At 75.2% G+C, this 11,551-nt stretch carries 10 protein-coding genes; 5 read left to right on the top strand and 5 right to left on the bottom strand.

Translation table 11 applies throughout. The annotated features are described in order from the left end of the window. Window positions 1–1,470: CHAT domain-containing protein (locus tag M8J74_RS42745; protein WP_249841557.1), on the top strand; the 1,470-nt coding region annotated here is incomplete at its 5' end. A gap of 272 nt (window positions 1,471–1,742) precedes the next feature. On the opposite strand, the gene M8J74_RS42740 is transcribed toward M8J74_RS42745, so the two are convergent. Both M8J74_RS42740 and M8J74_RS42735 read right to left on the bottom strand, forming a co-directional pair. Continuing rightward, on the bottom strand, window positions 1,743–2,660 hold the full coding sequence (locus tag M8J74_RS42740) for an RNA polymerase sigma-70 factor (RefSeq protein ID WP_249841556.1): 918 nt from the start codon (window positions 2,658–2,660) through the stop codon (window positions 1,743–1,745). Between the two features lie 156 nt (window positions 2,661–2,816). Beyond that, a complete protein-coding gene (locus tag M8J74_RS42735; RefSeq protein WP_249841555.1) occupies window positions 2,817–4,652 on the bottom strand; it encodes a LuxR family transcriptional regulator AbsR2 in 1,836 nt (611 codons plus the stop codon). A 94-nt stretch (window positions 4,653–4,746) separates the two neighbouring features. On the opposite strand from M8J74_RS42735, the gene absR1 reads away from it, so the two are divergent. The 3 genes from absR1 to M8J74_RS42720 all read left to right on the top strand — a co-directional run bounded on the left by absR1 (window position 4,747) and on the right by M8J74_RS42720 (window position 7,421). Next, window positions 4,747–5,832 (top strand): beta-glucuronidase AbsR1, encoded by a 1,086-nt coding sequence (absR1, locus tag M8J74_RS42730; protein WP_249841554.1) that lies wholly within the window; start codon window positions 4,747–4,749, stop codon window positions 5,830–5,832. Between the two features lie 271 nt (window positions 5,833–6,103). Next, on the top strand, window positions 6,104–6,952 hold the full coding sequence (locus M8J74_RS42725) for an AraC family transcriptional regulator (protein ID WP_249841553.1): 849 nt from the start codon (window positions 6,104–6,106) through the stop codon (window positions 6,950–6,952). A gap of 43 nt (window positions 6,953–6,995) precedes the next feature. Beyond that, on the top strand, window positions 6,996–7,421 hold the full coding sequence (locus M8J74_RS42720) for a VOC family protein (protein WP_249841552.1): 426 nt from the start codon (window positions 6,996–6,998) through the stop codon (window positions 7,419–7,421). 12 nt (window positions 7,422–7,433) lie between these two features. On the opposite strand, the gene M8J74_RS42715 is transcribed toward M8J74_RS42720, so the two are convergent. The 3 genes from M8J74_RS42715 to M8J74_RS42705 all read right to left on the bottom strand — a co-directional run bounded on the left by M8J74_RS42715 (window position 7,434) and on the right by M8J74_RS42705 (window position 10,176). Beyond that, the gene (locus M8J74_RS42715; protein WP_249841551.1) at window positions 7,434–8,411 is read right to left on the bottom strand and encodes a cytochrome c oxidase assembly protein; all 978 of its coding nucleotides are present in this window, start codon (window positions 8,409–8,411) and stop codon (window positions 7,434–7,436) included. Between the two features lie 173 nt (window positions 8,412–8,584). Further along, window positions 8,585–9,571 (bottom strand): DMT family transporter, encoded by a 987-nt coding sequence (locus tag M8J74_RS42710; RefSeq protein ID WP_372500435.1) that lies wholly within the window; start codon window positions 9,569–9,571, stop codon window positions 8,585–8,587. After that, a complete protein-coding gene (locus tag M8J74_RS42705) occupies window positions 9,568–10,176 on the bottom strand; it encodes a TetR/AcrR family transcriptional regulator (RefSeq protein ID WP_249841550.1) in 609 nt (202 codons plus the stop codon). Before M8J74_RS42705 ends, M8J74_RS42710 begins: the two co-directional genes overlap by 4 nt. Window positions 10,177–10,335: 159 nt before the next feature. On the opposite strand from M8J74_RS42705, the gene M8J74_RS42700 reads away from it, so the two are divergent. Further along, window positions 10,336–11,551, top strand: a 1,216-nt coding sequence (locus M8J74_RS42700; protein WP_249841549.1) for a hypothetical protein, incomplete at its 3' end; no start/stop codon positions are given.

Genomic DNA, 11,551 nt, shown 5'->3' with positions numbered 1-11,551 from the left:
GCCGTCGCGGCCCGCAGCCGGCACAGCGGACCGCCGCTGGCGCGGATGACGGGCTGGGCGGCGCAGGCGCTGCGGGCGCGGGCCGCCGGTTCCGGCCGGGGCGTTCTGGAGGCGTGCCGGCGCGGACTCGACGTGCTCGACGACCACCGCACCACCCTGGGCGCCTCGGAGCTGCGGGCCCGGGCCACCGCGCAGGGCGCCGAGCTGGCCGCGCTGGCCCAGCGGGTCAGCCTCGACTCGGGCGCACCGCGGCGGCTGCTGACGTGGAGCGAGCGCTGGCGGGCGACCGTGCTGTCCACGCCGCCCACCCGGCCCCCGGCAGACCCGGCGCTGCTCGGCAGCCTGACCGCCTTCCGGGAGATCGCGGCCCGCGCGGAGGAGGCCCGCAGCGACGGCCGGCCCATCCCCGCGCTGGAGCGTGAGCAGCGGCGCCTGGAGCGGGAGATCCGCTCCCGCACCCTGCACATGCGCGGTGACGCCTCCGGCGACGAGCTGCGCTTCGACCCCGCCCGGCTGCTGGCCGGGCTGGGCGGGACGCGGCTGGTGGAGCTGGCCGTGCTGGACGGGCGAGTGCAGGTGCTGCTGTGCGGCGACGGGCGGGTACGGCGCTTCGAGGCCGGGCTGCTGGCCGACGCCGAGGTGGAGGCCGAACACGTCCAGGCCGGGCTGCGGCGGCTGGCCCACCCCGGGGCGGAGGCGCGCCTTCCGCTGGTGGAGGAGATGGGCCGCCGCCTTCAGGAGCTGCTGCTGGGACCGGCCGCGGCGCATGTGGGCTCCGGGCCCGTGGTCGTCGTACCGCCGGGGCGGCTGCACCGGGTGCCGTGGGCGCTGCTGCCGGCGCTGCGCGAGCGGGTGCTGAGCGTGTCGCCGTCGGCGGGCAGCTGGCTGCGGGCGCGTGAGACCGAGCCGCCGCCGGGCGGCCGCCATGTGCTGGTGCGCGGTCCGGGCCTGGCCACCGGCGGTGCGGAGGTGCCCGAACTCGTCGGCCGGTACGGCAGACCGGTCCTGCTGGAGCACGAGCACGCGCGCGTGCCGCGGGTGCTGGAGGAGCTGGACGGGGCCACGCTGGCCCACATCGCCGCGCACGGCACCTTCCGCGCCGACAGTCCGCTGTTCTCCTCGCTGCGGATGGCGGACGGGCCGCTGATCGTGCACGACTTCGAACGCCTGGACCGCAGCCCGTACCGGATCATCCTGTCCAGCTGCGACACGGCCCGTTTCGCCTCGGTCGGCGCGGACGAGCTGCTGGGCCTGGTCACCGCGCTGCTGCCGCTCGGCACGGCCGGGGTGGTGGCGAGCAGCGCGCCCGTCAACGACCACGCGGTGGTGCCGCTGATGCTGGCACTGCACAAGGGGCTCAGCGCGGGCCTGTCCCTGGCGGAGGCGCTGCGCGACGCGCGTGCCGCCCTGCCGAACGACGCCCTGCACCAGGCGACCGGTTGGGCCTTCACGGCCTTCGGCGCGGCCTGAGATACCGGCCCTTCGCCGCCTGCGCGCCTCACGCCCCCGGACCAGCGGGAGAGTCCCAAGGCGTCGGCCACCGGCCGCCCCCCCGCCCCCACGCCCCCACGCCCCCACGCCCCCACGCCCCCAGGCCGCATGAAACCGGCGGCAGGCTGCTGGGCAGCCGCCATCGGCCCCAGAGAACACACCGACGGCGCCGTCATTCCTCCGCGCACACCTGACACGCGGCAGATCCCCTGCCTCCACCATCCGGGCGCAGCGGACCCACCCGCGGGGCGTCACCCCCTTGGTGCCCGCTTGAGCTCGCGGGAGATCTCCCAGGCGTCGGCCACCGGGCCCAGGTGGGTGAGCTTGTCGGGGTTGATGACCAGGCGGATGGTCTGGATCTGGCCGTCGAGGACGTCGAGGGCCAGGGTGTGCAGCACCCTGCCGTCCCGGTCGCGGAAGACCGCGCCCGGCTGGCCGTTGAGCTCGTGCGGCTCGAAGGACACGTCGATCCGGGCCATGCGGGGCAGGACGGAGGCGAGCAGCCGGGCCACGTTGTCGGCGCCCATGACCGCCCTGGCCAGCTGCGGCGCCTTGCCGCCGCCGTCGCCGACCATCGACACGTCGGCGGCGAGCAGGTCCCGCAGGCCGGCGACGTCGCCCTCGCGCAGGGCGTCGAAGAACCGGTCCGCCAGCTCCTGACGCTCCTTGCGGTCGGCGTCGAAGCGGGGCCGGCCGTCGGCCATGTGGCGCCGGGCCCGCACCACCAGCTGGCGGCAGGCGGCCTCCGAGCGGCCCACCGCCGACGCGATGTCGGGGTAGCCGAAGTCGAACACCTCCCGCAGGACGAACACCGCCCGCTCCAGCGGGCTGAGCCGCTCCAGCAGCAACAGGGCGGCCGTCGACACGGAGTCGGCCAGCTCCGCGGCGCGCGCCGGGTCCTCGTAGGGGTCGGCGAGCAGCGGCTCCGGGAACCACGGGCCGACGTACTGCTCCCGTCGGACGCGGGCCGAGCGCAGCACGTCGATCGAGATGCGGGTGACCGTGGCCGACAGGTAGGCCCTGACCGAGCGGGGCTCGGCCGGCGCGCCCTCGAAGCGCAGCCAGGCCTCCTGGACGGCGTCCTCGGCCTCGCTCACGCTGCCCAGGATCCGGTAGGCGATCGAGAACAGCAGCGGCCGCAGCTCCTGGAACTCCTCGGTCCTGGTCATGCCTGCCTCTCCTCGCGACGACGTCGGGTACACCCTCCTACGACGAGACGGCGCGCCGTCCTGTGACATCCGCGCGGCACGCGAGGTCCGGGCGTGGGGTGGCGGCCTGACCCCTCCCCCGAATCCTGGGGGTCAGACCGCCGGTCCATGGGTGGCTCAGGCCGACCGGGCCTCCGGCAGGTCCACGAGCCACACCAGCGCCTCCCGGTCGCTCGCGCCGAGGCGGGCGTAGGCGCTGTAGAGGTGGTTGCCCACGGTCCGGATGGACAGCGTGAGCTGTTCGGCGATCTGCCGGTTGCTCAGACCGGCGGCGGCGAGGGCGACGATCTGCCGCTGGCGGGCGGTGAGTTCACCGAGGACCAGGCCGGACAGGGCGGGGGTGCGGGCGCCCTGGCAGCGGCGGGCGAGGGCGGCGGCACGCGTGCGTGCGACGCGGGCGGCGCTCGGGTCGCGGTGCGCCCGTACGGCCTGGGCGTGCGCCTCGGCCGCGAACAGCTGGAAACCGCGCTCCTCCAGCGCCTCGGCCACCCGGACCAGCTCCGGCCCGTCGCCCCGGGCGAGCGCGTCGGCGTGCCGCGCGAACAGACCGCCCTCCGGGAGGCGTCCGGCGACCTTGTCGGGGGCGCCGAGGCGTACGGCGTCGTAGAGGGCGTACGCGTCCCGCCCGTCGAAGGCCTCCAGCGCCGCCTCCTCCACGTCACCGCGGGCCGCGGCCAGCCACGCGGCCGGCTCCTGGAGCTCCGGCCGGCCCGCCACCGCCTCCTGGGCGGTGGCCGTGTCACCGGACTGCGCGGCGGCCAGGGCGAGTTCGCTGCGGCAGCCGGCGTCCCCCGGCGCCCGCCGCAGTCCCTCCCTCGCCCAGGCCGCCGCCTCCCGCAGCTCCCCCCGAAGCCGCGAGACGCGGGCGCGCACGGCCGCGTCCGCGGCCGGCAGGGGCGCGCCCTCGTGCACCAGCCACTCCCCCACCGGGGCCGGCAGCACGCGTACGTCGGTCTGTTCGATCCGCGCGGTGAGCGCGGCCGTCTCGGCGGCGAGCGCCTGCCCGCACTGCTCGGGGGTGCGGGCCAGCCGCCTCGCCCGCAGCCGGCCGGCCGCGGCCCGCAGCACCGGGCCGTGCAGGGGGTGGGCGAGGCGGGCGCCGCCGCGGTCGTCGACCGTGACCAGGCCGTCGGCCTCCAGCGCCTCCAGGGCCCGCAGGTCGAGGTCGTCCATGGGCAGCGGCAACGGGTCGGAGAAGGCGAGCCGTTCGAGCGTCGCGCGCTCCTCGCGGCAGGCACGGGTCAGGGCGTCGGCGGTGCGTTCGCGGATCGCCGCGGTGACCGGGACCGGGCCGCGCCACATCCAGGCGTCGGTGTCCTTCAGGCGCGTGTGCGGCGCTCGCTCGCGCACCGCGTCCACCAGGTCGCGCAGCAGCCGCAGATCGCCCTGGGCGAGGTGCAGCATCCGGCGCAGGGTGAGCGGCTCCACGGCCCCGCCGACGCCGGCCGCGAGGAGCGGTTCCATGTCCTCGCGGGGCAGCGGACCCAGGGCCAGGCGCGGCAGGAGTTCACCGGTCCACAGCCGGGAGACGGCAGCCGGGCACGGGGCGCCGTCCGCCGTGACGACGACGAGGCGGGTGCGGCCGTGCACGGCCAGCTGGTGCACGAGGGCGGCCGAGGAGTCGTCGAGCAGGTGGGCGTCGTCGACCAGCAACAGGCGCACCCCGGAGAGCAGTTGGACGGCGCGGTGCAGGGAGACCGATTCGGGCAGCAGGTGCGCGAACGCGGCGAACGGGATGTGCCGGGTCTCCGGTGTCCCGGCGGCGCGGGCGCGGTCGCCGCCGCGCAGGGCCTCCGTCACCAGCCGGGTCTTGCCGCAGCCCGCCGGGCCGGTGACCACGATGCCGTGGTGGCCCGCGGTGAGGGACCGGCGGATCAGCTCCAGTTCGTCCTCGCGGCCGGTGAACCGCCAGGGCAGTTCAAGGGTCTTGGCGTCCCGTTCGAATGTCGTCACGTGAGTAGGAGCGCGAGTACTCACTCCTGATACACGGTGAGTTGAGTAGCCCTCGACTCAGGCGCCTGCGTCCCCCGCACGGCAGTCTGTGCGCATGACCGGACGCTACTGCAGCCTCGCGCAGCAGTCGGCCCCCGCTCCGGCGCCGGGGCTGACCGCCGAGCGGCGCGGTGCGCTGGTCGCGGGCAACCGGATCTGGGTCAACGGCACGGTGCTGCACTACTGGTTCTTCGACGGCGACGCCGACGCCTCGGTCATCGCCGTCCCCGGGACCGGTTCGATGCGGCGGGTGTCGTGGGGCGGCGGCCAGGAGCAGCGGGACGTAGTGCGCGACTGCTTCCGCGAGTGGCGGGACCTGGGCATCGGCCTGTCGTTCGTCGAGGTCGGCGACCGTTCGGAGGCCGAGCTGCGGATCGGTTTCCAGCCGGGCGACGGCTCCTGGTCGGCGGTGGGCCGGGACGCGCTGCGCGCCGGGCAGAACGAACGCACCATGAACTTCGGCTGGGATCTGACCGCGCCCGGGGAGCGCGGGACGGCCCTGCACCAGATCGGGCATGCGCTGGGCATGCTGCACGAGCACCAGAGCCCGTACGCGGGCATCACCTGGGACGACGAGGCCGTCTACGCCGACCTGGCCGGTCCGCCGAACTTCTGGGGCCGGGACACGACGTTCCACAACATCCTGCGCAAGCTCGACCCGGACGAGGTCAACGGCACCGTCTGGGACCCGCATTCGATCATGGAGTATCCGTTCCCGGGCGGGCTGATCCTGGAGCCCGAGCAGTTCCGCGGGGGCCTCACCCCGCCCGGCACGCTCTCCGTGGCCGACAAGGAGTTCGTCCTGCGCTGGTATCCGCCGGCGGACCGGGGGCGGCCGCCGGCGCTGGTGCCCTTCCGGTCGGTGCCGCTCGCCCTGGGCCCGGGCGAACAGGCCGACTTCACGATCGAGCCGCCGCAGACCCGCCCGTACACGGTGGGCACCTTCGGGGCGAGCGACAGCGTGGTCGTGGTCTTCGAGGAGCGGGACGGGGAACCCCGCTACCTCGCCGGCCACGACGACGGTGGCGCGCCGCACAACGCGACCGTCCGGGCGCGGCTCGTCAGGGGCCGCCGCTACTACGTCCGGGTGCGTCAGTACTCCGCGTGGGGTTCGGGGGAGACAGCGGTCATGTGCTGGTGACGGCACGGACCGCCCACGCGGTCGGCTGGACCCACAGTCCGGCGCCGGGGGAAGGTCGGAGGCACATCACCTTCGGGGGAGGGAGATGTGCCTCCGACCCATGTCCGGGCCTCTCGTGGCATTCGGGCTGCTGACCCACGTCCGGCCTCTCGCGGCGTTCGGGCTGCTGACCCATGTCCGGGCCTCTCGCGGCATTCGGGCTTCCAACCCATGTCCGGTTTCTCGCGGCCTTCGGGCTGCTGTGACCGGACGGGCGCGGGAGGATGGCGGTATGGGTGCGGAGGTCGTGGACGAGGCGGTGCGGGCGGCTCCCGCGCCGCCGTTGCGCGGGCTGGTCGGCTGGTACTCCGGCTACCGCCAGCGCGGCCTGCCGGCCACCCGGCACCGCGGCCTGCCGTCCCCGTGGCTCACGCTGATCCTCACCCTCGACGAACCGCTCACCGTGGCCGCCCACCCCGACCCGGCCGCCCGCCCCGGCGACTACCCCACCCTCCTGGGCGGTCTGCACGTCACGCCCGCGCTGATCGACATGCCCGGCCGGCAGTCCGGCATCCAGGTGGCGGTCAGCCCGCTCGGCGCCCGCGTCCTGCTGGGGCTGCCCGCCGGGGCGCTGGCCGGGATCGACGCCCACGCCGACGACGTGCTGGGCGCGGGCGTGCGCGAGGTCCACGACAGGCTGCGCGAGGCTCCCGACTGGACGGCCCGCTTCCGGGTCGTCGACGACTGGCTGCTGGGCCGGCTCGCCCGCGGCCGGGACGTGCGGGCGACCGCCGCGGTCGCGGACGCCTGGCGGCGGCTGCTCGGCTCCGGAGGCCGGCTGCGCGTCGACGAGCTCGCCGCCGGGACCGGCTTCAGCGACCGTCATCTGCGCACGCTGTTCCGCACCGAGATCGGCCTCACGCCGAAGGCCGCCGCCCGGGTAGTCCGCTTCGACCGGGCCCGGCGCCGCCTGGCCGCCCGGCCGGGGCCGCCCGATCTGGCGGGTCTGGCCGCCGACTGCGGCTACGCGGACCAGTCCCACCTCGACCGGGAGTTCGCCGCGCTGGCCTCCTGCACGCCCAGCGCCTGGCTGGCGCAGGAGTTCCGAAACATCCAAGCCGGGCATCATCCGCCCGGGTGACGCTGAGGGGGTCGACCACCGACCCACGAAAGAGGCGCATCCCATGACCAGCACCCCCGGTCCCGCCGAGCAGCCGCCCGCCCCGCAGGTCTGGCCCACCCTGCGCGCCCATGACGCCCGTGCCCTGATCCGGTTCCTCGTCGACGCCTTCGGCTTCGAGGAGACGGTGGTGTACGGCGACGGCGATCTGGTGCAGCACGCGCAGGTCAGCTGGCCCGAGGGCGGCGGTGTCATGCTGGGCTCCGTGCGCGAGGGGCCGGACGCGGGCGACGGCCCGACGCCGCCCGGCCACTTCAGTGCCTACGTCGTCACCGCCGACCCGGACGCCGTGCACGCCCGTGCCAAGGCCGCCGGCGCCGACATCATCACCGACCTGCACGTCACGGACTACGGTTCCCGCGACTTCGCCGCCCGCGATCCCGAGGGCAACCGCTGGTACTTCGGCACGTACCGGGGCGAGCCGCGCTGAGCCGGGACGGGGTCAGGAACCCGGTCGCTGCTGCCGGATGCGCTGGGCGACGGCGCTGTCCTCCGTCTCCCACCACGGGCGCACGAGATCGGACTGCCGCGCCGATCCCTCGACCGGGCCGGCCGGTACCAGTTCCGTCGCCAGTCGGCGGTCCAGTACGACCGTCTCCGCGCGCTCGGTGCGGGCCCACTGGACCAGGATCGCGAGCAGGAAGGGCAGCGCCACCAGCTCGGCGATGCTGATCATCGCGCCGCCGCCGACCTGCTGGTCGTGCTGGACGTCCGGCGACCAGGCCGGGGCGTGGTGCAGGTACCAGGCGCCGGCGATCAGGGTGCCGTGGGTCATCACCACGATGCCCGGTACGGCGTCGACGATGCCGTCGAGGAACACCAGCGCCGCCCGCACCGGATGGGTGCACCAGCGCGGCAGCGCTTCCTCGCGGGTGAGCACCGGGACGACGAACAGGCAGCCGGCGAGCAGCAGGTGCAGGTACATCACCTGGTGCAGCCAGCCGACGCGCAGCGCGGTCTCGAAGTAGGGCGTGAAGTAGACGGTCAGCTCGGTGGCGAGGACCAGGACGGTACTGACCAGCGGGAAGGTGAGCAGCCGTACGAGCCGCCCGGTCATGGCCCGGCGGACGCGTCCGGCGGCGGGTTCGGGCAGGGCGCGCAGGGCGAGCCGCAGCGGGTCGCCCAGCGCCAGGCCGAGCGGGGCGATCAGGTCGAGGAGGATGTTCTGCACCGCGGCCGGCCAGAACAGCACGCGGTCGTAGACGGCGAGGGCCGACATGGTGGCCACGACCAGGGCGCCCAGGCCCAGCAGTCCGAAGGCGGCGCCGCGTGCCACCGGCCACGGCTCGCCCCGGCGCCGCAACCGCAGGACACCCCAGCCGTACAGACCGCCGAGGAGGACGACGAGCAGCAGCGCGGGCAGGTCCCACTGCCACGAGGTGAACAGGCGTCCCGGGGTCAGCTCCGGCAGACTCCCCATGACGTCCCTCTCTCCACGGCACACCGGCCTGGCTACGACCGGACTCGCCGAGGGACTTTACGCCGCCCATGACCGGCCCGAACGCACCCCGCCCGGCGATCGCCCACCGTCTCACCTCTCTCATGCCGAGTTCTTACCGACGGCGGTGGAGGGGCCGCGGCGGTGCCCCGGGGTCAGGTCGGGTACGCCTGTTCGGGCTCGGTGGTGGGTGTGGTGGTGGCCCGACGCTTCGGCGCGGGGCGGCGGGAGGGTGTGGTGAGGACGGCGAGGCAGCCGACGACCAGGGCGATGCCGGTCCAGCCGAGCAGGGGCAGGCGTTCGCCGACGACCAGGACGGCGAGCACGGCCGCGACGGCGGGTTCCAGCAGCGAGAGGGTGGTCGCGGTGCTCGCCGGGACGTGGGTCAGGCCCCAGCCGAACAGCAGGTAGCCGAGGAACATCGGGATCAGGGCCATGTAGGCGCCGACCGCGGCATTGGACCAGGACGCCAGCAGCGGGGCGCCGGTGGCCGCCAGCACGGGCAGGAGCAGCAGGCCGCCCAGTCCGAAGACCGTGCCCATGGCGGCGCCCGACGGGATGCCGCGGCTGATCAGGCGGTGGGCGGCCCAGGAGTACAGGGCGTAGGTGCAGCCGGCGACCAGGCCGAGTGTCACGCCGAGCACGGTCGACGGCGTGGAGTGGCCCGTCGAACCGGACGCGGCCCCGGCTGTCTGTGCCAGGCACAGCAGGACGGTGCCGGTCAGCCCCAGGGCGGCTCCGGCCGTCCAGCGGCGGGTGAGGCGGTGGCCGTCCCCGACCCGCTCGACGAGGGCCGAGGCGAGCGGGGCCGAGCCGATGGAGACGACCGTTCCGGCGGCGACGCCGGCCAGGTGCATGGAGCTGTAGAACGCCAGCGGATAGGCGCCCACCGACAGTGCGCCGGTCACGACCACACCGCGGTGCGCGCGCAGCCCCGCCGCCTCCCGGGCGATCAGCGGCGCGGCCCGGAGTGCCTGGAGCAGGCCGCCCAGCCCCATGGCCGCGGCCCCGATGGCGAGGGGTCCCACGCCCGGGGCGAAGGTCGCCGCGGTGCCGGTGGTCCCCCACAGCACCGACGCCATGAGCACGCACACCGCGCCGACGCCCGCCGAACCGGGCCCGGCTCCGGCCGGCCGCGTCACAGCCGGTCCAGCAGGTCGGCGGCCATGGCCCGGGCGTGCGCCACCCGGGTGCCCGCGCCCTCCAGGCCGGCGCGCGCCATGGCGCCCTCCAGCAGGAAGGACAACTGCTCGGCCAAGGCGCGGGCCCTCTCCGGCCGGTCGGGCAGCAGTTCCGCCAGGTGTCCGGCCAGCAGCGCCTCGACCTCCTCCTTGTGCCGGCGCACCAGGTCCCGCCCCTCGTGTCCGGCGGGCAGTTCGGCGGCCGCGTTCAGCAGCCCGCATCCGCGGAAGCCGCGTTCGTAGGCGAAGGCGGCGTGGTCGCCGTACGCGTCGAAGACGGCCAGGACGCCGCCGCGCGGGTCCCGGACCCGCGCCAGCCGCTGCCGGTACAGGCCGAGCCATTCCTCGTGGCGCTCGTCGAGGTAGGCCAGTACCAGGTCGGCCTTGGAGGAGAAGTTGTTGTACAGGCTCATCTTGGCCACGCCGGCCTCGGCGGTGATGGCGTCGATCCCGGTCGCCGAGACGCCGTCCGCGTAGAAGCGGCGCGCGGCGGCGGCGAGCAGCCGGCTGCGGGCGCTGCCGGGCCGCTTCCGCGCGCCTGCCGCCGGGGTCGCCGTGTCGTCCATGGGGTCACTCCAACCGAGGGATTAGGTAGGTCGGTCTACCTAGTATTCCCTATGGTTTCCCGGTGCAACCATTCAGGTGCGGAGGTGGTCTGTTGTTGCGGAACTCGCGTTCCCACAACGTTCGTTCAGCCGCCACCGACGCTTCACCGAGGACCCCCCATGCTCCAGAGCTCCACCGGCCTCCGCCCGCTCCGACTGGCCGCCGGCACCCTCGGCGCCGTCGCCCTGACCGCTCTGGGCGTCACGCCGGCCGCGGCCGCCGACGGCTCCGGGGCCGTCCTGACTCTGAGCCCCGTCGCGCCGGTCAGCGGTGTGCGGCCCGGCGCCGGCTTCGACGTACCGGCCTCGTTCACCAACAGCGGCGCCCCGGTCGGCAAGGTCTATCTGTCGTACTCCGTCACCCGCGGTCTGAGCCACACCGAGCTGCCCTCCAACTGCCTTCGCTACGAGGTGGCCTCCTTCGACGAGGAGCCCGGCAAGTCCGAGGCCGTCTGCGAGTTCGACCAGACGCTGAAGCCCGGCGTGGTCTACGCGCCGGAGAAGGCGCTGACCCTCAAGGCCCTCGACCGGGCCCTCTACGACCGGCTGCGGGTGGCCGTGGCCACCGACGACCCCGCCCCCACCGACGGCGCCGCCGAACCCGTCCGCGGCACCGCCCCCGCGGTCCGGCTGGTCGAGCGGCCCGACGAGAAGCCGGCCCGGCCGGGCCACAGCGAGCACCCCGACTGGGACGCGGCGGACGTGAAGGTCACGGCCGAGAACACCGCCGACTTCCAGGTCACCGGCGCCGACCTCAAGGGCCGGGTCGGCGACACCGTCGGCCTGACGGTGAGGTTCACCAACGCCGGGCCGGCCTGGGTGCTGCGGGACGGGAACATCTCGGTCACCAAGGTGAGGATCGAGGTCCCGGCCGGTACGACCGTCGTCAAGGCCTACGGCTTCTGCGACAAGGTGGCCACCGGCGCCTACGAGTGCGGCACCAGCCAGTCCTGGGAGAACGAGGGCCAGGGCGAGAACTACACCTTCAAGCTGCGCATCGACAAGGCGGTGACCGGCGCCAAGGGCTCGGTGTCCCTCGCCGGCCCGTCCCGGCCGTTCGACGACCGCACCGCGAACGACCGGGCCGACATCACGCTGCACGTCACCGGCGGCGGCTCGGCGGGCGGTTCCGGTTCAACGGGCGGTTCCGGCTCGCCGACGTCCGGCGGCGGCACGGGCACCCCGTCCTCCGGCGGTTCCGGTTCCACGGGCGGCGGTTCGCCCGCCGGGGGCGGCTCGGCCACGAGCGGCACCTCGGCGCAGTCCGGCTCCGGCGGGGACCTGGCGAACACCGGTTCCGGCGCGGTCCTCCCCGTCGCGGGCGCGGCCGCGGCGG

Origin of the sequence: Streptomyces panaciradicis (assembly GCF_023516615.1) — a bacterium.
Taxonomy (GTDB): domain Bacteria; phylum Actinomycetota; class Actinomycetes; order Streptomycetales; family Streptomycetaceae; genus Streptomyces; species Streptomyces panaciradicis.
This window is presented reverse-complemented; position numbering and strand designations above follow the sequence as displayed.

Bases quoted from the DNA above. Each gene is read 5' to 3' on its own strand.
- M8J74_RS42720 (WP_249841552.1), top strand. From the start codon at position 6,996: ATGACCAGCACCCCCGGTCCCGCCGAGCAGCCGCCCGCCCCGCAGGTC.
- M8J74_RS42705 (WP_249841550.1), bottom strand. From the start codon at position 10,176: ATGGACGACACGGCGACCCCGGCGGCAGGCGCGCGGAAGCGGCCCGGC.
- M8J74_RS42740 (WP_249841556.1), bottom strand. From the start codon at position 2,660: ATGACCAGGACCGAGGAGTTCCAGGAGCTGCGGCCGCTGCTGTTCTCG.
- M8J74_RS42715 (WP_249841551.1), bottom strand. From the start codon at position 8,411: ATGGGGAGTCTGCCGGAGCTGACCCCGGGACGCCTGTTCACCTCGTGG.
- absR1 (WP_249841554.1), top strand. From the start codon at position 4,747: ATGACCGGACGCTACTGCAGCCTCGCGCAGCAGTCGGCCCCCGCTCCG.
- M8J74_RS42725 (WP_249841553.1), top strand. From the start codon at position 6,104: ATGGGTGCGGAGGTCGTGGACGAGGCGGTGCGGGCGGCTCCCGCGCCG.